The organism is Actinophytocola sp. KF-1 (assembly GCF_054661535.1).
On sequence record NZ_BAAFVK010000006.1, the window covers coordinates 326,271 to 348,710 of the forward strand.

A 22,440-nucleotide genomic window follows, 5' to 3' on the forward strand; every position below is an offset into this window, starting at 1 on the left:
CCGAGCGGAGCTTGCGGAGCGATCGTCGCTACCGAGCGGAGCTTGCGGAGCGAGCATTCTTACCGCCGGGTGCCGTCCGGTTCTCCGTCGAGCCCGTGCTCGATGGCGTAGCGGGCGAGTTCGACCCGGTTGTGCAGTTGCAGCTTGCGCAGGGTCGACTGCACGTGGTTCTCCACGGTCCGGTGCGACAGCACGAGCCTGGTCGCGATCTGCCGCGCGGTCAGCCCCTTCGCGACGAGCCGCAGCACGTCGGTCTCCCGGTCGGTCAGCCGCGGCTGGTCCTTCGGCTCGGGGTCGGCGGCCATCCGCCGGTACTCGCCGAGCACGAGGCCCGCGAGACCGGGCGTGAACACGGCGTCGCCCGCCGCCGTGCGCTTGACCGCGTCGACCAGGTCCTCGACCGACGCCGACTTCAGCAGGTAGCCCGACGCGCCCGCCTTCACCGCCTCGAGGACGTCCGCGTGCTCGCCGGAGGCGGACAGCACCAGCACCCGCGTGCCGGCCAGCTCGCCGGTGATCTGCCCGGTCGCGGTCACGCCGGAGCTGTCGCCGAGGTTCAGGTCCATCAGCACCACGTCCGGCCGCACCGTCCGCGCGATCCGCACCGCGGCGGGGGCGTCCCCGGCGGTGGCGCGCACGTCGAAGCCGCGTTCGGTGAGGTCCCGCGCCACCCCGTCCCGCCACATGGGGTGGTCGTCGACGACCATCACCGAGACCTGCGCTGAACCGGTCACTGCGCTCCGCTCCGCGCCCGCGGTACCCGGAGTTCCCACTCGACCCCCTCCCCCGGCGCCGTTTCGAGGCTGACACTGCCACCCAGTTCCGCGACCCGGCCGCGGAGCGAGCGCGCGATGCCCATGCGCCCCTCCCGCTCCGCCTCGGCCACGCGGCCGGGCGGGATGCCGACCCCGTCGTCGCGGACGCTGACCACGATGTCCGACCCGAGGTCTTCGAGCAACACCCAGGCCTTGGCCGCCGTGCCGGCGTGCTTGTCCACGTTGGTGAGCGCCTCCCGCACGGCCGACGTCAGCTCGTTCGCGGTGGCGGCGGGCAGCGGCACCGGCGTCGCGGGCACCGAGACCGACACCCGCTCGGTCTCGAGGATCTTCAGCCGCGCGCCGAGGTCCGCGGCGCCGCTCTCGGTCGACGCGGGCGCGCTCGACACCAGCGCCCGCAGCGCGACCTCCTGCGCACCGGCGAGCTTCGCCAGCTCGGCCGCCTCCCCGCCCAGTTCGGCGCCGCGCCTCCGCACGTGCGCGAGGACCTGCAGCACGCTGTCGTGGATGGACCTGGCGAGCCGTTCCCGCTCGGCCGTCGCGGCCTCCGTGCGCAACGCGGTCTCCAGCCGGGCCGCGGACCGCCGCGACGACGACGCGGCCAGCCCGAGCACGAACCCCACGCCGACGAGCAGCATGAGGTCACGGGTGAGGTCGGTGTCGACGTAGCCGCGCACGCCGAAGTTGAACGCCGCCACCACGCCGCCGAACACCCCGCCCGCGACCGGCCCGGCCGCCACCGCGCCCGCGGCGACGACCCCGGTCACCCACACCGTCGGGATCAGCGGCACCGGCTCGCCGTGCAGCTGCAGCGGGGTGAGCACGAACCGCGAGCTGGTCATGATCGCGCAGCAGATGACGAGGTCGAGCACCGTGAACGCGAGCAGCGACGCAGTGGGCCGCAGGTACCGGACCGCGATGGCGACGGTCCACACGACCATCACGCCGCCCATGACCAGCGCCAGCCACGGGCGCCGGTACTCGTCGACGTGGTAAACGATCACGCCGAGCGCGAACAGCAACGTCAGGACCCGCAACAGCACCGCTGCCCGCCACAGCGGCAGCGTCGGGTCTCGTCGCTCCTGAACCGTCATGGCTCCCAGGTCGCCTTGGTGTCCTGCTTCTCGTCGCCACCCGGCGGTTTCTGCTCGTCCTGGTGCAGGACGTCGATCTCCTCCGGCTCCGCCTCGGTGTCGTGCACCAGCGACTTGATGCCCGCGTTCAGCACCGCCAGCAGCGGCACGGAGAGCAGCGCGCCCGCGATGCCCGCGGCGAGCAGGCCCGCGGTGATCGCCAGCACCACGGCGAGCGGGTGCAGCCGCACCGCGCGGCCGAGCAGCCACGGCTGCAGCACGTGGCCTTCCAGCTGCATCACGCCGATCACGATCGCGAGCACCACGAGCGCCGCGATGAACCCGTTGGCCACCAGCGCGATCAGCACCGCGACCGTGCCGGCGACGACCGCACCGATGATCGGCACGAACGCGGAGAGGAACACCAGCGCCGACAGCGGGATCACCAGCGGCACCTGCAGGATCGCGAGACCGATGCCGATGCCGACCGCGTCGACCAGCGCCACCGCGGCGGTCGCCCGCACGTAGCTGACGAGCGCGCCGAACCCGCGCCTGCCCGCCACGTCCACGCGGTCGCGCACCCGGCTCGGCACACCGCGCATCAGGAAGCGCCAGATGCCGGGGCCGTCGTACAGGAAGAAGATCAGGACGAACACGGTCAGCAGGAAGCCGGTCAGGATCTCGCCGATGGTCGTCGCCGTGGTGAGCGCGCCCTCGGTGATCGCGGCCTGGTTCTCCTGGATCGTGTCGATGGTGTCGTTGATGAACTTGGTGATCTGCTCGTCCCGCAGGTGCAGCGGGCCCTCGGTCAGCCAGGTGTTGATCTGGTCGAGGCTGTCCGACACCTGGGACTGCAGCTGCGGCAGGCCGTTGGTGAACGTGATGATCACGAACGTGAGCAGGCCGCCGACCACGCCGATGCCCGCGATCATCACGATCGCCGCGGCGGCGCCGCGCGGCACGCGCCACTGCACGAGCCGTTCCACCCCGGGCGCCATCAGCGCGGACAGCAGCAGCGCGATCGCGACCGGCACCACGAGGTGCGAGAAGTAACCGAACAGCCAGATGATCACGTACAGCGCGGCGATGACCATGAGGAAGCGCCACGCGAGCGCGGCGCTCACGCGCAGCCCGGTCGGCACCAGACCGGTCACGTCGGCCGGCGGGTTCCTGCGTCGTTTCTTCGGCGGCGGCGGGGACTTCTCTTCGGGAGACGAGGTCACCTAAGCAAGGTATCGAGCGACTCGGACATTTGGCAGCCGATCCACCCGACCACGGCGAACTACGTTCCGTCAGGTCCGGTTGCACAGTGTGTTTTTCACACGATCGGGGGGACTGTCCCGTTCGGACGTGCGAGCACGGGGTGATCGATGAAAGTGTCTCGCTGCACGGCATGCGGGACCCAGTGTGAGCGACCGAACGCTCAGTGTGTGCTCTCCCGCCCCGTCCTACCGGTGAGGTTCAGTGGATCAGGCCATGAGCAACGTCTCGCAGACCGCCGCGTTCGCGCGGCGAGTGGTCTGCCGGACGCTGACGGTCTTCGGCGGCGTGGCCGCCGGGACCGCGCTTGCCTGGGCCCTGTCCACCACCTCCGCCTCGGCCGACACGCAGGCGCTGCAGCCGGTCGAGGACCAGGTGCGCACCGTCGTCACGGACGTGCAGGACTTCGCAGAGCCCGTCACCGGGCCGGTCGAGACCGCGGTCGGCACCCTCGCGCAGTACCTGTCCGACCCCCCGCCGCCGCCGAAGAACCCGTTGCAGGACCTCGGCGACAAGGTGAAGGACGCCGCCGGGAAGTTCCGTTCCGGCGCGCAGGACGGCCTGGCGGGTCTGCCCGGCTGTGCCACCTGCTTCGACGACGGCGCGCAGGACCACTACCCGTCCGACGGCTACGGCCGGTCCGACCTCCCGGCCGCGCAGGCGCAGACGCAGACGCCCGCCCCGGTCACTGCGGTGACCGGCGCACCCGGCGCCGACCCCGACGCCACCGCGCACCGCACCGCGACGGACCGCGCCTTCGCCGACGGCATGAGCAGGCGCGGCTCCCCCGAGCCCGTCCTGCCGCTCCTCCCGGACCTCCCGGGTGTCCCCGCTCCGCTCCCGTTCGCCCCGGCCGGTGTGCCGACCACGGGCGGCCACGGCTCCGCGGGCAACTCGGTCGACTCGCACCTGTTCGCCGCGCTTCCGTGGCAGGACAGCACGTTCGGCCTCACGCGCGGTGGTGTCGCCGCGGCTTCGGACGCGGCCACGCACGGCCGTCCGGGCGCTCAGCCCGGTGTCGCACCTGACTGATCACTGACCGGCGCGTCCGCCGTCAGCGCTGAACGCTGAGCGGATCCAGCACCGCGTCTCTCGCTCGTGCTGCGCGCCTTTCGCCCCCCGCGGGCTTCTTCCCCGCGCCCACCCACAGACCCGGGTGGCCGAATGCCCCCGACGCGCATGCCCCCTCCGCGTCCGCGGCCACCCGCCATACCCCCCAAAGGGAATACGAAAGGAGCATCCGACGATGCAAACCTGGGCGAAGCGAGGTCTCCAGACCGCGCTAGTCACCGGTGGTTTGCTGATGCTGGGTACCGGCATCGCTTCTGCCGACGAGGACGTGAACCCGGACAAGCCGGCATCGCCGCTTGACGGTTCGGTCACCGTCCCCGTCCACCTCGACAACAACGCGCTCGGCTCACCGCTGGGTTCGAAGACCCTGCCTGCCGTGCACCGGGACGTCACCGTCCGCGGCTCCGACGTCACCGGCCACCTGCCGGTCGCGAAGGTCGCGCCCGTCACCGACCCCGTCGTCGCCAAGGCGACCGGGACCGCCGCGCCTGTTGTCCACAAGGCCCAGAGTGCCGTCGCGCCGCTGCCGCAGGACGGCCGTGACTTCGCCGCTCCGCTCGCGGACAAGGCGCAGCCGGTCACCGACAAGCTGACGTCGCTGCCCGTCGTGGGCGACAAGCTGCCCGCCGCCCCGTCGCTGGACAAGGTGAGCGTCCCCGCCGTCGACAAGATGGGCGGGACCCCGGCGCAGGGCAACCAGATCAACGTCGACGTGGTCGTGCCGGTCGACATCTCCGGCAACGCGATCGCGGTCCTCGGCAAGGCCGAGACGACCAACGACTCGGACCACAGCTACGGCTGGAACCACGACGCCGAGGCCGACGGCTCCGGCAGCTTCATCGGCGGCAACGTGGTGGACCTGGACTGGGCGCTCCCGGTGCAGATCACCAACAACGCGGTCGCGGCGCTCGGCAAGGCGTCCGCCGAGGGCACCAACACGCAGGAAGCGTGGTCCACGGGCGACATCGACACCGACGGGTCGCACAGCTTCCTCGGCGGCAACGTGGTCGCGCCGCAGTTCGCGACGCCGGTCCAGGTCGACGGCAACGCGGTCGCGGGCGGCGGCTGGGCCGACGCCACCTCGGAGGCCTCGACCGCCGCGGAGTCCGGCGGTTCCATCCTCACCACCGGTGCGGACAGCATCGGCGGCGGCAACGCCGTGCCGGTGCCGGTGGCCGTGCCCGCGCGGGTCAACGGCAACGCGATCATGGGTCTCGGCAACGCGGACGCGTGGGCCCACTCGACCGCCGACGCCACCGCGGGCGCGACCCGCACCGGCATGTACGGCGTCCCGACCTACGTGCAGACGAACGGCGACCCGGCGCTGGCGGCGGGCAACATCGCGCAGCCCGCGGCCTCCGGCCCGGTCATGCTGTGCGGCAACGCGGGCGGGGCGGTCGGCGAGGCCGACGCCTCCTGCGACACCGCGACCACCACCGACGCGGGCGGCACCAGCCGCACCACCGGTGAGGGTTCCGTCGCCTCCGGCGCCATCGCGGCCGCCCCGGTCGCGCTGCCCGTCGAGGGCTTCGGCAACGCGGTCGCCGGTGTCGGCGACGCGGACGCCATCGCCACCAACACCGTCGACTCGACGGCGGGCGGCGACTCCTACACCCGCGGCCACGACAGCATCGCGTCCGGCACCACGGCCAACGCGCCGGTGGCGGGCACGGCCGACGTGTTCGCGAACTCGGTGGCCGCCGCGGGCGACGCCGAGTCGGCCGTGATGAACGACGCCACCTCGGAGTCCGGTGGCCACACCGGCACCACGGGCGACGACTCGCTGGGCGGCGGCAACATGGTCACCTCCCCGGTGAGCACGCCGACCGAGCTGTACGGCAACTCCGCGGCGGGCGTCGGTGGCGCCGACGCGGCGGGCGCGGAGACCAAGACCGTGTCCTCCGGCGGCGGCAACAACACCGACGACGACAACGGTGTGGTCGCCTCCAACCTGGTGCACACCCCGGTCGCGACGGCGGCGCAGGCGTTCGGCAACAGCGCGGGCGCGGTGGCCTTCACCGACGCCGCGGCGACCGCCGACAACGAGGTCACCGCCGGTGGCGACAGCAACGCGACCGGCACCGCCGGTCTCGGGTCCGGCAACATCGGGCAGGTCCCGGTTTCCGTGCCGTTCCAGGTGTTCGGGACCGGCGCCAGCGGTCTCGCCAAGGGCACGCAGGCCGCGGTGAACGAGACCGACATGGCGGCCGGTGGCGACGCGACGAGCGACGGCGCCCACGGCGCGGGCTCCGGCAACGTCGTGACCACGCCGGTCGCGGGCGCGGGCCAGGCGTACGGCGAGTCCGTCGCGGCGCTGGGCCTCAACGACTCGCTCGCCGGGTCGGAGACGGAGACCGAGGCCGGTGGCGACACCGAGACCAGCGGTCAGGGTGGTCTGATCTCGGGCAACGTGGCCGCCCCGCAGGCTCTGCCGCTCGCGCAGAGCTTCGCGGCCGTCGCGTCGGGGGTCGGCGGGGTCAACTCCTCGTCGGCGACGAACGAGACCGAGGCCGAGTCCGGCGGCGACATCGACACCACCGGTGACGAGGGCTTCCTGTCCGGCAACCTGGCCGACGTGCCCGCGGCCGCGGTCGTGCAGCCGTTCGGCGACGCGGTCGCCGCGGTGGCGAGCGACTCCTACGCCCAGGGCCTGTCCGACACCGAGGGCGAGGTCGGCGGCACGTCCACCACGAGCGGCGACTTCGGCTCGCTGTCCGGCATCGACGGCACGCTGCCCGTCGGCGTCGACGCACCCGTGTACGACGTTCCGGTCGAGGTGCTGGCCCAGGCGATGACCGAGTCCGCGAACAACAGCGACGTGCAGGTCGGCGAGGGCGAGTCCCAGCTGAGCCTCCCGGTGAGCGGTGGCATGTCGCCGACCGAGCTGCCGTCGTTCGCGACGCAGCGGTCCGTGCCCGCGGACGACTTCCGCGGCGCGTTCACCGGTGTGCTGACCGGGTTCGCGACCGGCATGACCGGGCTGCCCGGCCAGGACCAGGTCACGGACGTGGCGGACCTGGCGGCCGACGGCGGTCTGTCGCAGGCCCCGCAGATCCTGCCCGCGCCCGCGTCGGCCCGCGGCGAGGTCCCCAGCCTCGCCGGTGAACTGCCGGTCACGCTGCCCGCGGACCTGCCGGTGACGCTGCCCGCGCAGCGCGACCTGCCGCAGACCCCGGAGCTGCCGCTGTCGGGTGACGTCCTGGAGCCGCTGTCGGCGATCTCCCTGGGCGGCTTCGGCGGGTTCGGCGGCTTCGGTGGCCGCTCGGACGTGCCTGCGGACCTGACCGACGTCACCACCGTGATCCCGGCCATCCCGGCGACCGGTGACCTGACCGACGTCACGACGCTCATCCCCGCGGTCCCCGCGGCGGGTGACCTGACCGACGTCACCACGGTCCTGCCGGTCGTCCCGGCCGTGCCGGGCATGGAGGACGTCACCTCCGCGCCGGTCGTGCAGGCGCCGTCGGTCGGCCACCTGCCGGTCCCGGCCGTGTCGGACGTCCAGACGCCGGAGCTGGGCGGGTCGTCGCTCGACTCGACCCGCGCCGCGCTGGCGAACCTCTTCACCACCCACCCGATCGCCTGACCGGGTAGCCGAGAAGGGCCCGGGAGCCGACGCTCCCGGGCCCTTTTCCTATGCCAGGACCGCGGCTTCCGCCCTGGCCACCACGTCGTGCACGGAATGCGTGCCGTCGCTCGTCGCCCAGCCCACCCGCACCGGCCGCGCCACCAGCGCGGTGACCCGCCGGGCGACGTCGCCGTCCCCGTCGGCCATCACCGCGACCGTGCCGACGCCGTAGCGGGCGACGGTGTGGTCGACGTCCAGGCCGGTCACCAGCAGCGTGCCGGTCTCGTGGAGGCGGCGTTCGTCGGGCAGCGCCACCAGCACCAGCGTGACCGTGGTGCCGCGCACCCGCGCCCGCCGCAACGCCTGGTCGAGCCGGTCGAACAGCAGCACCCGGTTCGGCAGCCCGGTCAGCGGGTCGAGCAACCCCTTGTCCCGCACCACGTCGGTGTGCACCGGCCGCACCACGGCGAACGCCGCCGACGCGCCCGCGACGGGGTACAGCTCCAGCCACAGCCGCCGCCTGCCCGCCATGACGGCCAACGTCGCCGCGGTCCCGGTGCGCACCACCTGGGCCGCGATGACCGGCAGGTCCGGCAGCGGCGTCCCGAGGTCGTCGGTGAGCCCCCACCCGCACGGCCGCGCGACCTCGTCGTCGGTGAGCCCGAGCAGCCGCGCGGCACACCCGGTGACGGCACGCACCCGGCCGCGCCCGTCACACAACAGCACCCCGACAGCCAGCTCGTCCCACACCTCGCCGACCGGCGACGCCAGGTGAGCCATGCTCATGGCGCGCACTCTTCCTGTCCACGGTGGACAGTGCAAGGACCGCGACACCACCCGTACCGGTGATCTCGTTCCCAGATGGTCAGTCCCAGTTGCCGAGCCACTTCGGCACGGGCACGCCGACGGCCTCCGCCAGGTCCTGGGCGTCCTGCCGCAGCCGGGCGAGTTCCTCACGCGGGTCCGGGGCGGCGCCGACGCCGCGCACGACGGCCGCGAGCGCGTGCAGGTCGTGCTCACGGGCGGCGTTGCGCACCCCGGCGGGCACGGAACTGTCGAACGCCACGTCGAACCGCTGCAACCCGGAGCCCGCGCGGGCGCACGCGGCGCACGAACAGTGCGTGACCTCGGTGCCCTTGAGGTCGACCCCGCGCTGCCAGTGCAGCAGCCGCGGCACGAACACCTGCGGGCTCCGCTTGGGCCGCACCCCGTCCGCTCGCCGGGCGACCGGTCCACCGAGGTGCCGGGTGGAGGACGACAGCCCGATGGCAGCGACCTTCGCGCCGGCGGCCACCGCGGGGATCCCGATCGGACCGGTGCGCAGCAGTTCGAGCCGCCGCCCGGTCCGCGTGCTCCACCGCAGCAGGCGGCGCAGCCCCTGCACCTTGTACGAGGAGTCCACGGGATCGAAGGGCGCCCCGAGGACGAGCGAGACGTCCCGGTCGGCGGCACGCAGCTGTTCGGCGAGCACCCCGCTGTGCTTGGACCCGAGCCACCCGCCGTCGAGCACGAGCGTGACGGACACGGGCACGGGGTAGTCGCGGTCCAGCTCCGCCTTGAGCGCGTCCACCTGCCCGACCCGCAACCGGGGCCCGGCCGTCCGGACCACCGGCAACCCCAGCTCGGCCTGCGCCTCCACCCAGTCGAACACGGGGAGGTCGAGATCGAACCCCAGCTGCCCCTGCACGACGGGTGTCGCGGGCTTGCCGCGCGCGAGGTACGCGGCCGGATCGAGGTCGACGCCCTTCAGCTCCCCGGCCCGGTCCAGCACCCGCGCGATCTTGAGCCCGTGCACCCCCTGCAGCGTCACGCCGCCGAACGCGTCCCGGTTGGCCAACGCCTCGGCGGCGCCGCACCGCCCGAGGTACGCCTGCACCCGCCCGAGCGAGGCACGCCGATCAGCCATACCCCACACGGTAAGCGACGCTTCCCGGCCTGAGCCAGGTCACCGCGCGATGCGCGCCTCGATGCCGTCGAGGAGGAAGTCGAGGCCTGCCAGGAACGTCTGGTCGGCGTCCAGGTGCGGGCCGTCGCGGACGACCGTCGCCAGTGCGGGGAACCGGCCGGTGGCGAAGGTTCGCTCCAGGTAGGGCCCGTAGGTGGCCTGCCACTGCCGCTGGTCCATGCCGGAGGCCCGTTCGGCACGCAGCTCGGTGATCTCCCGCCGCACCGCGCCGATCACGTACGCGTTCACCGCGGCGACCGCGGGCACGACGGTGTCCAGGTCGACGCCGTCCATCGCGGACAGCACGGCCTCCCCGCCCGCCAGCGTGTTCGGCCCGAGCTGGGGCCGCCCGCCGAGCAGGTCGGCGAGCCATTCGTGCCGGTGCGCGGCCTGCCGGGTGGTCTCGGCGAGGGAGCGCAGCACCGCGCGCCAGCCGTCCCCGGCCGGCCGGATCTCGGCGTAGACCGCGTCGACCATCAGGTCGAGCAGCTCCTCCTTGGTGGCGATGTAGCCGTACAGCCGCATCGGCCCGACGTCCAGCGCGGCGGCGACCTTGCGCAGCGACACCGCGTCCAGGCCGTCCGCGTCGGCGAGCCGGATCGCCGTCCGGACGATCCGCTCCCGGCTCAGCGGGGCGGGCACCGGTCGATCCGGCGGCTCCGGCCGCTCCCACACCAGCATGCGCAGACGATACATCGGCTATCGCGATACAGTGTATCGACAGATACGACGTATCGGAGGACGCCATGACCATCGCCATCGTGGGCGCCGGGATGGGCGGGCTGGCACTCGCCCGCGTACTGCACGTGCACGGCGTCGCCGCCGTCGTCTACGAACGGGAACCGTCGCGCGGGGCCCGTGACCAGGGGGGCATGCTCGACATCCACTCCGGTCAGGAGGCGCTGCGCGAGGCAGGCCTGATCGACGAGTTCTTCGCCATCGCCCGCGGCGAAGGCCAGGACATGCGGCTCCTGGAACCGGACGGCACCCTGCTGCTGCGGGAGGACACACCCGACGACGCGCCGCTCCTGCGCCCCGAGGTCGACCGCGCCGACCTGCGCGACCTGCTGCTGGACTCGCTCCCGGCCCACACGGTGCGGTGGGGCCACGCCGTCGAGTCCGCCGCCGACGGCGTGCTGCGTTTCGCCGACGGCAGCACCGCGACGTACGACCTGCTCGTCGGCGCGGACGGCGCGAACTCCCGGATCCGCCCCCTGCTCACCGCCGCGACACCGGTGCACACCGGCCACAACGCCGTCGAACTCGGCATCCCCGACATCGACCGCACCCACCCCGACCTCGCGGCGATGGTCGGCCGCGGCAACTACTGGGTGCTCGGCGACGGGCAGTCCCTGGCCGCGCAACGCAACGGCGACGGCCGCGTGCGCATCGGCCTCAACTTCTACAACACCCCGGCGGACTGGTTCACCACCAGCGAGATCCCGTTCGACGACCCCGCCGCCGCCCGCGCACGGCTGATCGAGCTGTTCGCAGGCTGGGACCCGCGGTTCACCGCGCTGATCGCGGCCTGCGACGACACGGTCGTGCCCCGGTCGATCACCACGCTCCCGGTCGGCCTGACCTGGCCGTCACGGCCGGACGTCACCCTGGTCGGCGACGCCGCGCACCTGATGCCGCCGGTGGGAGAAGGCGCCAACATGGCGCTGCTGGACGGCGCGGTGCTCGGCCGCGCACTCGCGGCCCGCCGGGACGACTACCCGGCCGCCGTGAAGGAGTACGAACAGGAGATGTTCGAACGCACCAGCGCCGTGGGCAGGCAGTCCGCGCGGGTGCAGGAACTCCTGACACTGCCGGACGCGAGCAGGCGGATGCTCGCGTTCTTCCGGCCGTCCTAAGCGGCGCTGGTCCTGATCGGCACGTCGATGACGTCCCGTGCGACCACGATCCCGTCCTTGATGATGTAGCACTCGACGACATGTTCGCCACGGAAGCTGGTCCGCTCGTGTCGAGCGTTGCCGGCACGATTGGGCGAGATGATCTCCCCGCGGATGGTGTTCCGACGCTCGGCCTCGTCTCCGCGGTTCAGCACCTTCCACCTCACCTCATACGGGTACGAGACGCTGCACTCGGTGATGGTGAAGTCGAGTTCCCTGTTGGGGAGCAGCAAGGCCTTGTGCTTGAGCATCTCCCGGAGTGACGCCGTTCGCCATCCGTTCTGTGTGACCTTGCAGTCGATCGCGAGCGAATCACTGATGTCGACGGGGTACCTGCTCTCGATGAACTCCTCGGTGTCCTTGAACGAGCGGGCGGACTCGGTGACCTCCAGCGGAACCGCCGACCCGAACACCACTCGCCATTTCTTGTTCGCGGAAGCGGTGCCCTGGTTGGCGATGGCCTCGAGGCAGTGGCTGTACGCCTTCTTCGCCTTCGTTTGGAACCGCTTCTTCACGTTAACCCGCTGTTTGCTTCCCAGCGCGAGGTAGTAGTCCTTGACCGGCTCGTTCATGAGGAACTCGAAGAAGTCCCTGACCATGAAGTCGAACCAGAGGCTCCCCTTGTCGTCATACTCGGACGTGGCCGAGAAGAAACGGTCGACGAGCGTGTCGATGAGCAGGCCACCCATCACCACGCCGTTCGTGTCCTTCCACGCCCGGGCCGTCCGAGCGAGGTGGCGCATGTTCGTCGACGTACGGTCGTTGCAGTCCTTCGTCGCAGCGATCTCCTCGCGCGGCTTGGTGACCTTCCAGCCCTCGGCCTTCGTGTCGGGGTAGTCGAAGCTGCCATCGTTGTTCTCGAATGCCGGCTGCACCTCGAACTTGAATTTGTTGCTTGTGAACTGCACACGCACGACACATTGGTCGACGCGTATGTCGGTGTTCGGGTACCGCGCGGTAAGGACGTCCCGAACACGGTTGAGCGTCCTCCGCGGTCCCGTCTCGCTGCTGTAGCTCGAGCGGAGGCTGGCTGGGAGGATGTAGATCATGTCCAGGTCCGAGACGCCGCGGATCGCAGTGTGCCGGCCGTAGGAGCCGACCATGAGCCGATTCGCTGTGGAGCCCTCGACCGAACGGAAGTCCTTGTTCAACGCCTTCGTGATCTCGTCGCGACGTGCGGCGACGGAGATGCTGGCATCGCCCACCTTCAGATTCTCGAGCAGGGCATCGAAGATCTCGTCCACCTTCATCGTCCCGCCTCACCTTCGTTCAGACGAAGCGCCTCTGGGAGGAACAGGTCGATCTCACGGGAGGTGAAGGTCATCTCCTCGTTGTTCTTGAGCCCGTCCTGCGCCCGGCCGTAAGCCTTGGACGTGGTCCGGGGCGCGTCGGCGTAAGCCGCACGCGTGGCCTCCTGGAGCTCGGCACGGCGCACACGAGCATCCGCGGGCGCCGTCGCGCCGGACATCAGATCTGCGATCAACGACAGGTACGACTCGCGTACGTCCCACAGCCGCGAGGCGATTTTGCGGTGAGCCTCAGACTCCTCGCTGAACTTGAAGCTCTTGGAGGCCAGGCTCAGTGCGCTGACGACGAGGGCGATGAACGACGTCGCGAGGCTGGTCAGAACCTGGTTGCCCAGCATGCCGAGCACGGACACGAGGAACGTGCCGGTGCTTACAGCCGTGAAAGCAACCAGCACACCCTGCTGCCACCGGTATCTCCCGAAGCAGATGTCCGCTTGCTTCTCGTGGGTCTTGTGGCTGTAGACCACTCGGCCGAACGCCTCGCGGACCTGCGCGAGCAGGTACTCCTCTCGCTCCACGTTGGCTGCTGGCTCTGTCACCACGAACCCTCACGCGGCTGAGTCACGACTGGGCGAGGTCGGCGAAGCGGCTGTAGTGCAGCTGGTGGGCCACGGTGATCGTCGCCGTGGGGCCGGCGCGGTGCTTGGCCAGGATGAGGTCCGCCTCGCCCGCGCGTGGGTCGTCCCGTTCGAAGGCGTCCGGCCGGTTGATCAGGATGACCATGTCGGCGTCCTGCTCCAGGGAGCCGGACTCACGCAGGTCGGACAGCATCGGCCGCTTGTCGGTGCGCTGTTCGGGACCGCGGTTCAGCTGGCTGATCGCGACCACCGGCACCTCGAGCTCCTTGGCGAGCAGCTTGAGCTGGCGGGAGAACTCCGAGACCTCCTGCTGCCGGGACTCGACCCGCTTGCCGGACGTCATCAGCTGCATGTAGTCGACCACCACCAGCTTGAGGTCGTGCCGCTGCTTGAGCCGCCGCGCCTTCGCCCGGATCTCCATCATCGTCATGTTCGGCGAGTCGTCGATGAACAGCGGCGCCTCGCTGATCTCGCTCATCCGCCGCGCGAGCCGCGTCCAGTCGTCGTCGGTCATGCGGCCACCGCGCATGTCCTGCAACCGGATCTTCGCCTCGGCCGACAGCATGCGCATGACGATCTCGGTCCGGCTCATCTCCAGCGAGAAGATGACGCTGGTCATGCCGTGGGCGACCGAGCACGACCTGGCGAAGTCCAGTCCCAGCGTCGAGTTGTGCGTGGGCACCATCGCCCTGCCGGCCAGGTAGAGGTGGTCGTCGTTGTCGACTTCGACGCACCGCACGGGCGTGCTCGGCACCGGCCGCACGTCGACGATGTACCGGGAGCCCCGGTGCTCGGCCCGGCCGCGCTCCTTGTGCAGGAGACGCTTGTGCTCGACCCGGAACACCTCGTCGTCGGTGCTGAAGGTGATCACGTGCGACCCGGGGCCGCCGGCCGGCGAGCACCGGTACCCGAGGCTGACGAGCAGCTCGCCGACGTCCTCGGCCAGCCACCGGTCGGCGACCGGCACCTGGACGGCACCCGTCGTGTCGACCGTGCCGGCTGCGTCGAGCAGCCCCGCGAGCAGCGCGCGCCGCTGTGCCGCGCTCGCGCGCAGGTAGTCGGCGGGAATCCGCTCGTGGTCGAGCGCACCGACGGCCTCGACGGTCAGTCCCTCGTCCTCGATGTGCCAGACGAGTTCCGGGTCGGCCGCGGTGACCCCGCCGAGGCAGGCGCCCAGAGCGTACGGCGGCAGCGGCAGCTCGCGCTCCGGGAGGTCCAGCGGCTCGGCGTCCGGGACGGTGTGGGTCAGCGGCCGGTCGGCGGCGATCTCCTCGGTGGTCCGCACCCCGCGGGACACCCGGGTCTCGGTGAGCCACTGGTGCTGGGCGTCGGCGACGATGACCGTGCCGTCGGAGAACTCGACCTCGTAGCACGGGCGGCCGACCATCACGTCGGTGGCGGCGACGACCCGGGTCGGGCGGCCGTCCGCCCCCATCAGCTGGTCGCCGACCTGGACGGCGCCCATGGTCGTCCAGCCGGTGGGGGTCGCCAGCGGCGTGTCCAGGGCCAGCGCCTTGCCGATACCGGGCCGCGCCGCGACGATGATCATCTGGCCGGGGTGCAGCCCGTTGGTGACGGCCTCAAGGTCGGCGAAGCCGGTCGGCACGCCGAGCGAGGTGCCGCCGCGGGAGGCGATCGCGTCGATCTCGTCCATGGTCGGCTGGAGCAGCTCCTCCAGCGCCACGTAGTCCTCGGTGGTGCGGCGTTCGGTGACCTCGTAGATCGACGCCTGCGCGCGGTCCACGATCTCGTTGAGGTCCGCGCCCTCGGCGCCCGCGTAGCCGAGCTGCACGATCCGGGTGCCCGCCTCGACGAGCCTGCGCAGCGTCGCCTTCTCGGCGACGATCTCCGCGTAGAAGGCGGCGTTCGCGGCGGTCGGCACGGTCGCGATCAGCGTGTGCAGGTACGGGGCGCCGCCGACCCGCCTGATCTCGCCGCGCCGCTCCAGCTCGGCGGCCACGGTCACGGCGTCGGCGGGCTCGCCGCGGCTGTACAGGTCGAGGATGCAGTCGTACACCAGCTGGTGCGCGGGCCGGTAGAAGTCGTTGGGGCGGAGCACCTCGACGACGTCGGCGATCGCGTCCTTGGACAGCATCATGCCGCCGAGCACGCTCTGTTCCGCGGTGAGGTCCTGCGGGGGCTGCCGATCGAACCCGTTGCCGCCCTCCGCTCCCGGCGCGGGCGCGCGGTCATCGGTCAGAGCCACCGGGACACCCCCTCGACCGTCGAACACCTGTTCGACATCCCACATTAGCATTCAGCGGCAAGGCACACGCAGAGCGAGCGACCACAGGGACCGTAGGCGGCTGCCCCGGTCCACGCAAAACACCCTTGTGGACAGCGTGTGGATGCCTCGCGGCAACCAGTCACAGGCGGTCCCCATGCCTGGGGATAACTTGGGGACAGCTTGCGCCGTCGCCAAAGAAACCCCAGCTCAGGGGCTGTGAACAGGCTGTGGAAAAACTAACCTGGCGCCGACCGGCGTGTCGTGAGGCGGCGTGCCTTCGGCGTGTCGTCGTCGGACGGGGCGCCGACACCCGTCAGCCCCGGCCGAGTTGGGTGACCCGACACGGGGCTGACGAGTTGACGACTACTCTCCGTCGTTGCTCTCGCGGGGCCCGGTAGCGATGTTCGCTCCGCGAGCTCCGCTCAGGAGGCCGTGACCTCGAGCTTGAACGCGACGTTGACCTCGGGGTGCAGGCGCACGTTGACCGAGTGCTTGCCGACGGTCTTGATGTGACCGGGCAGCTCGACCGAACGCTTGTCCAGCACCGGGCCGCCCGCGGCCTTGACGGCCGACACGACGTCGGCCGTGGTGACCGAACCGAACAGCTTGCCGGAACCGGCGGCCGCCTTGGCCTTCAGCTGCACCGGCGCGATCTTCTCGATCGCCGCCTTGACCTCCTGCGCGTGGTCGAGGCCGCGGATGGCCCTGGCCTGCTGCGCACGGCGGATGGTCTGCACCTGCTTCTCGGCGCCCTTGGAGGCGACGATCGCGAGCGAACGCGGCAGCAGGTAGTTGCGGCCGTAGCCGTCCTTGACCTCGACGATGTCGCCGGGGCCACCGAGACCCGCCACGTCGGCGGTGAGGATGAGCTTCATCGTGACTCCCCGGATCAGCGCGCGGTCGAGGTGTAGGGCAGCAGAGCCATCTCCCGCGCGTTCTTCACCGCGATGGCGACGTCGCGCTGGTGCTGGCTGCAGTTGCCGGTCACCCGGCGGGCACGGATCTTGCCGCGGTCGGAGATGTACTTCCGCAGCAGCGTGGTGTCCTTGTAGTCGATCTGGTCCAAGTTGGCCTTGGCCTTCTTGTCCGCCTTGCAGAAAACGCAAACCTTCTTCTTCGGCTTGCGGATGGGTGGCTTGGCCACGGTGTTACTCCTGAGTCTGGTCTATCCGAAAGAAGCTGAGGGTCAGAACGGCGGCTCGTCCGAGAACCCGCCGCCGGAACCGGCGGGCGGGGCCGAACCCCACGGGTCGTCGGCCGGGGCACCGCCGCCGTAGCCGCCGCCACCGCCCGCACCACCACCGCCGCCACCACGGGCGACCTTGTTGACCTTCGCGGTGGCGTACCGCAGCGAGGGGCCGATCTCGTCGACCTCGAGCTCCACGACGGTCCGCTTCTCGCCCTCACGGGTCTCGAAGGACCGCTGCTTGAGCCGGCCGCTGACGATGACGCGGGCGCCACGGGTGAGTGACTCCGCCACGTTCTCCGCGGCCTGCCGCCAGATGTTGCACCGCAGGAAGAGGGCTTCGCCGTCCTTCCACTCGCCGCTCTGGCGGTCGAGGGTGCGCGGTGTCGACGCCACCGTGAAGTTGGCCACCGCCGCGCCGGACTGCGTGAAGCGCAGCTCGGGGTCCGCGGTCAGGTTGCCAATGACGGTGATGATCGTGTCGCCGGCCATGTTGTTACCTCCGGTTTCAGGCCCCCGCGGTGTCGCGCCGCAGGACCTTAGTCCGCAGCACCGACTCCTGGAGGCCCAGCTGGCGGTCGAGCTCCTTGACCGCGTCGGGGTCGGAGTTCACGTCGAGCACGGCGTAGATGCCCTCGGTGTGCTTCTTGATCTCGAACGAGAGACGGCGCTTGCCCCACACCTCGACCTTCTCCACGTTCCCGCCCGAAGTGCGGATCACGTTGAGGAAGGTGTCGAGGGTCGGCTGCACGGTCCGCTCGTCCAGAGTGGGATCGAGGATGACCATGACCTCGTAATGACGCATGAAGACCACTCACCTCCTGTGGACTCGGCGGCCACGGACGTTCCGTGGCAGGAGGGGTCTTGCGCTGAACAGGCTACAGGGCGGGTCGCGGCGCCTTGCGGAGGACCCACGTGCGGACCAGCGCGGCCGTCACGCACGAGAGCACGAGCACCGCGAGCAGCACGGGGAACTCGACCCGCTGACCGACCGGCGGATTGATCGCCTCGGCGCGGCCCGCGACGGAGACGCCGTCGTCGGGCGGCGTGTCGCCGACGATGCCGAACTCCGGCGAGTACCCGGGCACGCCACCGCCGTACCGGACGCCGGGGGCGGGCGCCCACAGGCCGGCGCGGGCGAACGGGATGTTCGAGTAGTCGGCCATGGGCCAGCGGCCGAAGTCCCACAGGCCGGGCTGGTAGAGGTCGAGCCCGATGCCGGGCAGCCCGCCGAGCGGCGGCTGGTTCGGCGCGGGCATGCCGCCGCCGGTGCCGCCACCGCCGGTCCCGTTGCCGGGCGGGGTCTCGGTGCCGCCACCACCGCCGGTGCCACCGCCGCCCCCGGCGCCGGGCAGGCCCGGGAGGCTCTCGATGACCTTCGCGGTGGTGTTCTCGGACGCGTCGGCGACCGCGTCCACGCCGTCCTGGACGGGGGCGGACACCGCGTTGACGCCCTTGACGCTCACGCCGCAGGCCTGCGTCAGCACGGACTGCACGGTCTTCACCACGGCCGCGAGCACGGGCCCGAGCAGCGGGATCTTGTACAGCTGGTCGACGACCGCGTTCGCGATGGTGCCGCCGGTGATGTAGCCCTCGCCGTTCGGCAGGGCGCCGAGCGGGATGGGCGGCAGCGCGGCGAACGCCTGGCCGGCGGCGCCCGCGAGCGGCGGACCGAGGATCGGCACGGCACGCACCGCGTCGGTCACGACCCCGAGCACGGCCGCCGGCGCGAGGGACACCGGCTGACCTGGCAGGCCCTGGACCGACGCGGCGCAGGAACCGATGACGATCGGCTCCGCCGCGGTCGCGGTCCCGCTGCCTGCCAGCAGACCCGTGAGGGTCGTGGTCAGGACGAGTGCCATCGCGGCGGCAAGCCTCTTCACGCGAGTGCGCATGCCCGTCCCTCCTGGTACTCGCCGGTAACACCTACGGATTCAACGACGGTAACCCGGGTTGGTGACGGTGACCAGGCGAATCCGTGACCTGAACGAGTCCGTTCCACCATCCGGCGCAACCGACCACTCGGCCGGCGTACGCCGGACACCTCCTCTTGGTGTTCGTTCCGGCCGACTACGCTCGCGGGCCATGAGCATCGGCGCCCACATCCACAGCGACGACCCACTCGGCGCCGCACGGGAACGCAACGCGGACGTCGTGCAGTTCTTCCTCGGCGACCCGCAGAGCTGGAAGGCACAGCCGCCCCACCCGCAGGCCGACGCACTGCGCGAGGCGGGCATCGACGTGTTCGTGCACTCGCCCTACCCGGTGAACATCGCCTCGACGAACAACCGGATCCGCATCCCGTCCCGCAAGACGGTCATCCAGTACGCCGAGTCGGCGGCGAAGACCGGGGCGAAGGGGCTGATCGTGCACGGCGGGCACGTCACGCAGAAGGACGACCCGGCCGAGGGCCTGGTCAACTGGCGCAAGTTCTTCGAGCGCCAGGCCGAGGCAGGCGGCTTCCCGCTGCCGATCCTCATCGAGAACACCGCGGGCGGCGACAACGCCATGGCCCGCGGTTTCGACATGCTGGCCCGGCTGTGGGACGAGGTGGGCGAGTTCGGCGCGGGTTTCTGCCTGGACACCTGCCACGCGTTCGCCGCCGGTGAGGACCTGGTCGGCATCGTCGAGCGGGTCAAGGCCATCACCGGCCGCATCGACCTGGTGCACCTCAACAGCTCACGCGACGAGTTCGGGTCCTCACGGGACCGGCACGCCAACATCGCGACTGGCATGATCGATGCCGAACAGCTCGCCGCCGTGGTCAGGGAGGCAGGCGCGCCCGTCGTGGTGGAGACCCCGGCGGACGGGCAGGCCGACGACATCGCGTACCTGCGTGAGGCCATGGGCCGGTGAGCACGGTGCCGGCCGGTGCGGCGGCACCAGAGTCGCAGCCGAGGTCAGGAGAGGACGACGTGCCCGAGGAGGTGGGCGCGGCGGCGGACGCCGCCGCCGACCGGCCGGGTCTCGGCGCCCGTCTCACCTCGCTCGGGCTGGTCCTGCTGACCGTGCTGTGCGGGATCACGCTGGTGCTCGGGTTCGTCAACAAGGACCGCTGCTCCGGCCCGCGCTTCGACGAGTGGGGCCGCAGCCAGCCCGACTTCGACAAGCGCCGCTACGAGGACGTCTGCTACTCGGACATCCAGACCCTGTGGATCGGCCGGGACATCGACCGGCACGTGTTCCCGTACGTCCACGGCAGCCTCACCGACGAGGGCCAGCCGGTCGGCGGTGTCGTCGAGTACCCGGTGCTGACCGGCGTGTTCATCTGGGCGTCGGCCATCCCGGCCGGCACGGACGCCGAGTTCCTGCTCTACTCCGCGCTGCTGCTCGCCCCGTTCGGCCTGGCCACGGCGTGGCTGCTCGGCCGCATGTCGGGGTGGCGCGCGCTGCTGTGGGCGATCGGCCCGCCGCTCGTGATGTACGCGTTCCACAACTGGGAGCTGCCGGTCGTCCTGTGCGCGACGGCGGCGTTCTACGTCGTGCACCAGGGGTGGGGCAAGCGCGGCGCCGACCGCCCGCTGCTGACCCGCGCGACGGTCGCGGCCGTGCTGCTGGGGCTCGGGTTCGCGTTCAAGGTGTACCCGGCGATCTTCGTGCTGCCGCTGATGCTCTACGTGCTCACCGGCGGCCGCGGCGGCGGTGAGTTCGACGGCCGGCCGGGCCCGGACTGGAAGGGCGCGCTGCGCGTCGCGGTCACGGCGCTCGGCACCGCGGTGGTCGTGAACGTGCCGTTCATGGTGGCCGGCTTCGAGGGCTGGCGCGCGTCGTTCACGTTCCAGCTGCTGCGCAAGGCCGACATCACGACGAACTCGATCTGGTTCTGGGGGCTGCGGCCCAGCTCCAACCCGGACAACGTGCCGGTGCAGGAGCTGATCGGGGTCCTGTCACCGGTGCTCATGCTCATGTCGTTCGTCGTGGCGTGCGCGATCGGCTGGGCCAGGTACCAGCGCGAGGGGACGTACCCGTGGGTGCCGGTGTCGGCGGCCATGCTGTGCGGGTTCCTGCTGCTGCACAAGGTCCACTCGCCGCAGTACACGCTGTGGCTCATCCCCATGTTCGTGCTGCTGCGCGTGCGGGGGGGCTGGATCTTCGCGTACCTGGTGGCCGACCTGGCGATGGGCATCGGCATCTTCCGCTGGTACTACGAGATCTTCTACGACAAGCACGGCGGCGACATCTTCGACGGCTTCGCGGCCCAGGCGGTGATGATCGGCGTGTGGGGCAGGGCGGCGCTGCTGGTGGCGCTGTTCTTCGCGTTCCTGTCCGCGAAGGAGACGTTCGAACGGGACCGCTTGACAGTCTGAGTGGTGCTGCCCTTACATGCGCGCATGGCGGCAGCGGAGGGCACGGACGCGAGCGTCCTGGCGGGCGCGGTGCTGGCGTCCTCGGTGGGCGTGTGCGTCGTGGGACTGTTCGCCCTCCCGGACGCCACACTGGGCATCACGGGCGCGGCGCTGATCCCACTGCTGCTGGGCGCGGCGGGCTTCCTGGTGATGATGCTGTTCGTCGACCCGGTGATCACCCCGAAGCGACGCCCCACCCGCGACCAGATCCACGTGTGGCTGTCGAAGACGGTGCTCTACCGCCTGCCGGTGACGGAACTGCCGGTGCTGTCCGGCCTGGTCATCGCGTTCGCGGGGCGGGAGCGCGGGGTGTTGTTGACCGGGTTGTTCGGCACGCTGGTGCTGGCGGCCGTGTGGTGGCCGGGTGAGCAGTACTTCAACGCAATGCGCAGGCGGTTGCAGCCGTTGTCCGCGGATGGGCTGCTGGATGAGGTGCTGGCCGCTGCCGATGGGCGGTTGAAGCTCCGCACTCGCTGAGTTGTCCACAGGACGCTCGTTGGTTCGCCGGGACTGTCGGTGGCCTCCGGTAGCGTGGTGACCGGGGGCCGGAGGCCAGGCCTGTCGTTGCGGGGCAAGGGTTTTCGCTGAGTGACGGCGTGTGGGTTCTCGGTGCCGGCGGGTCGGCCGGTTCCTGGAGTTGTCCACAGGTCGGCTAGTTGTCCACAGGGTGTTTCTCTCTGTGGGGTCTTCGCCGGACGGGCCTCCTCGCCGGAGAGGCAGGTCTCCGGGATGGCAGGGGGCAGACACGGGGTTGGTTTGGCAAGGACTGGTGTCCGTGTCTGCCTGCCATCCAGGGCCGACGTGTGGGGTGGCTCTCGCGGCCACGTTGGGTCGCAGGCGGGCCGGGCTTCCGGCCTCGGCGGTTCGCTTCGTCGGGGCTGCGGCTTGGTCGGTGGTTGCCGCGCGGGTGGTCAGGCTCGGTCCGCAGTAGGTCTGTGCCTTGTTCGGGGTGGACCTTCGACCTCGGGCGATTTCACCAAGACCGGTGGCGCGTCGACTTCGTGGCGTGGTCCCCGTTGCGGTGGGTCGGCGTCGACTCTGCGCGGGTTTGCCTTGCCGTGGTTGGCCTTCGGCCGCGTTCCGCGGTTGTCCTCGATGCCGGTGTTGTCGGCTCCGGGCGCGGGCCTGATTCCCTCGGCTCACCCTTGATCATCCAGCCACCGGTGGCCTCCGGCCCCCGGTTGCCAGCGTACGGGCCGGGGGTGACA

20 protein-coding genes are annotated in these 22,440 nt (G+C 71.2%); 6 read left to right on the top strand and 14 right to left on the bottom strand.

Going from position 1 to position 22,440, the window contains the following annotated elements; all coding sequences use genetic code 11:
• Positions 1 to 59: 59 nt before the first annotated feature.
• From ACYQ77_RS20340 to ACYQ77_RS20350, 3 genes are read right to left on the bottom strand one after another with little or no spacing between them, the layout of a single operon-like run.
• Positions 60 to 707 carry a response regulator gene (locus ACYQ77_RS20340; protein ID WP_459713971.1) on the bottom strand — a complete coding sequence of 216 codons (648 nt, stop codon included), beginning with the start codon at positions 705 to 707 and terminating at the stop codon, positions 60 to 62.
• 23 nt (positions 708 to 730) lie between these two features.
• Positions 731 to 1,870 (bottom strand): MacS family sensor histidine kinase, encoded by a 1,140-nt coding sequence (gene macS / locus ACYQ77_RS20345; protein ID WP_459713535.1) that lies wholly within the window; start codon positions 1,868 to 1,870, stop codon positions 731 to 733.
• Positions 1,867 to 3,072, bottom strand: a complete 1,206-nt coding sequence (locus ACYQ77_RS20350) for an AI-2E family transporter (RefSeq protein ID WP_459713537.1) — start codon at positions 3,070 to 3,072, stop codon at positions 1,867 to 1,869. The genes macS and ACYQ77_RS20350 overlap by 4 nt, the downstream gene beginning before the upstream one ends.
• Before the next feature lie 253 nt (positions 3,073 to 3,325).
• On the opposite strand from ACYQ77_RS20350, the gene ACYQ77_RS20355 reads away from it, so the two are divergent.
• Positions 3,326 to 4,141 carry a hypothetical protein gene (locus ACYQ77_RS20355; protein WP_459713538.1) on the top strand — a complete coding sequence of 272 codons (816 nt, stop codon included), beginning with the start codon at positions 3,326 to 3,328 and terminating at the stop codon, positions 4,139 to 4,141.
• Positions 4,142 to 4,412: 271 nt separating this feature from the next.
• Complete coding sequence (locus ACYQ77_RS20360) at positions 4,413 to 7,766, top strand: beta strand repeat-containing protein (RefSeq protein WP_459713539.1); 3,354 nt, start codon at positions 4,413 to 4,415, stop codon at positions 7,764 to 7,766.
• A gap of 48 nt (positions 7,767 to 7,814) precedes the next feature.
• On the opposite strand, the gene ACYQ77_RS20365 is transcribed toward ACYQ77_RS20360, so the two are convergent.
• From ACYQ77_RS20365 to ACYQ77_RS20375, 3 genes are all read right to left on the bottom strand, one after another.
• Positions 7,815 to 8,534, bottom strand: a complete 720-nt coding sequence (locus ACYQ77_RS20365) for a diguanylate cyclase domain-containing protein (RefSeq protein WP_459713541.1) — start codon at positions 8,532 to 8,534, stop codon at positions 7,815 to 7,817.
• 79 nt (positions 8,535 to 8,613) lie between these two features.
• Positions 8,614 to 9,654: a hypothetical protein gene (locus ACYQ77_RS20370; RefSeq protein ID WP_459713542.1), complete on the bottom strand. Its 1,041-nt coding sequence runs from the start codon at positions 9,652 to 9,654 to the stop codon at positions 8,614 to 8,616.
• 39 nt (positions 9,655 to 9,693) lie between these two features.
• The gene (locus ACYQ77_RS20375) at positions 9,694 to 10,374 is read right to left on the bottom strand and encodes a TetR/AcrR family transcriptional regulator (protein ID WP_459713544.1); all 681 of its coding nucleotides are present in this window, start codon (positions 10,372 to 10,374) and stop codon (positions 9,694 to 9,696) included.
• Between the two features lie 65 nt (positions 10,375 to 10,439).
• On the opposite strand from ACYQ77_RS20375, the gene ACYQ77_RS20380 reads away from it, so the two are divergent.
• Positions 10,440 to 11,549 carry an FAD-dependent oxidoreductase gene (locus tag ACYQ77_RS20380; protein ID WP_459713546.1) on the top strand — a complete coding sequence of 370 codons (1,110 nt, stop codon included), beginning with the start codon at positions 10,440 to 10,442 and terminating at the stop codon, positions 11,547 to 11,549.
• On the opposite strand, the gene ACYQ77_RS20385 is transcribed toward ACYQ77_RS20380, so the two are convergent.
• The 8 genes from ACYQ77_RS20385 to ACYQ77_RS20420 form a co-directional block, all read right to left on the bottom strand.
• The gene (locus ACYQ77_RS20385) at positions 11,546 to 12,838 is read right to left on the bottom strand and encodes a nucleotide-binding domain-containing protein (protein WP_459713547.1); all 1,293 of its coding nucleotides are present in this window, start codon (positions 12,836 to 12,838) and stop codon (positions 11,546 to 11,548) included. The genes ACYQ77_RS20380 and ACYQ77_RS20385 overlap by 4 nt on opposite strands.
• Positions 12,835 to 13,413 (bottom strand): SLATT domain-containing protein, encoded by a 579-nt coding sequence (locus tag ACYQ77_RS20390; RefSeq protein WP_459713549.1) that lies wholly within the window; start codon positions 13,411 to 13,413, stop codon positions 12,835 to 12,837. Before ACYQ77_RS20390 ends, ACYQ77_RS20385 begins: the two co-directional genes overlap by 4 nt.
• 43 nt (positions 13,414 to 13,456) lie before the next feature.
• Positions 13,457 to 15,724 carry a replicative DNA helicase gene (gene dnaB, locus ACYQ77_RS20395; protein WP_459713973.1) on the bottom strand — a complete coding sequence of 756 codons (2,268 nt, stop codon included), beginning with the start codon at positions 15,722 to 15,724 and terminating at the stop codon, positions 13,457 to 13,459.
• A 398-nt stretch (positions 15,725 to 16,122) separates the two neighbouring features.
• Entirely contained in the window at positions 16,123 to 16,575 is a 453-nt protein-coding gene (rplI, locus tag ACYQ77_RS20400; protein WP_459713550.1) for a 50S ribosomal protein L9, read from the bottom strand.
• 14 nt (positions 16,576 to 16,589) lie between these two features.
• Positions 16,590 to 16,844 (bottom strand): 30S ribosomal protein S18, encoded by a 255-nt coding sequence (rpsR, locus tag ACYQ77_RS20405; RefSeq protein ID WP_396108879.1) that lies wholly within the window; start codon positions 16,842 to 16,844, stop codon positions 16,590 to 16,592.
• A 42-nt stretch (positions 16,845 to 16,886) separates the two neighbouring features.
• Positions 16,887 to 17,378 carry a single-stranded DNA-binding protein gene (locus tag ACYQ77_RS20410; protein WP_459713552.1) on the bottom strand — a complete coding sequence of 164 codons (492 nt, stop codon included), beginning with the start codon at positions 17,376 to 17,378 and terminating at the stop codon, positions 16,887 to 16,889.
• A 16-nt stretch (positions 17,379 to 17,394) separates the two neighbouring features.
• Positions 17,395 to 17,691 carry a 30S ribosomal protein S6 gene (gene rpsF / locus ACYQ77_RS20415; protein WP_459713553.1) on the bottom strand — a complete coding sequence of 99 codons (297 nt, stop codon included), beginning with the start codon at positions 17,689 to 17,691 and terminating at the stop codon, positions 17,395 to 17,397.
• 73 nt (positions 17,692 to 17,764) lie between these two features.
• Positions 17,765 to 18,781: a hypothetical protein gene (locus ACYQ77_RS20420; RefSeq protein WP_459713555.1), complete on the bottom strand. Its 1,017-nt coding sequence runs from the start codon at positions 18,779 to 18,781 to the stop codon at positions 17,765 to 17,767.
• 190 nt (positions 18,782 to 18,971) lie between these two features.
• On the opposite strand from ACYQ77_RS20420, the gene ACYQ77_RS20425 reads away from it, so the two are divergent.
• The 3 genes from ACYQ77_RS20425 to ACYQ77_RS20435 are packed head-to-tail and all read left to right on the top strand — an operon-like array spanning position 18,972 to position 21,709.
• Complete coding sequence (locus ACYQ77_RS20425) at positions 18,972 to 19,742, top strand: deoxyribonuclease IV (RefSeq protein ID WP_459713556.1); 771 nt, start codon at positions 18,972 to 18,974, stop codon at positions 19,740 to 19,742.
• Positions 19,739 to 21,193, top strand: coding sequence for a glycosyltransferase family 87 protein (locus tag ACYQ77_RS20430; RefSeq protein WP_459713557.1), 1,455 nt, complete (start codon positions 19,739 to 19,741; stop codon positions 21,191 to 21,193). The genes ACYQ77_RS20425 and ACYQ77_RS20430 overlap by 4 nt, the downstream gene beginning before the upstream one ends.
• Before the next feature lie 24 nt (positions 21,194 to 21,217).
• Positions 21,218 to 21,709 carry a hypothetical protein gene (locus tag ACYQ77_RS20435; RefSeq protein ID WP_459713558.1) on the top strand — a complete coding sequence of 164 codons (492 nt, stop codon included), beginning with the start codon at positions 21,218 to 21,220 and terminating at the stop codon, positions 21,707 to 21,709.
• Positions 21,710 to 22,440 lie beyond the last annotated feature (731 nt).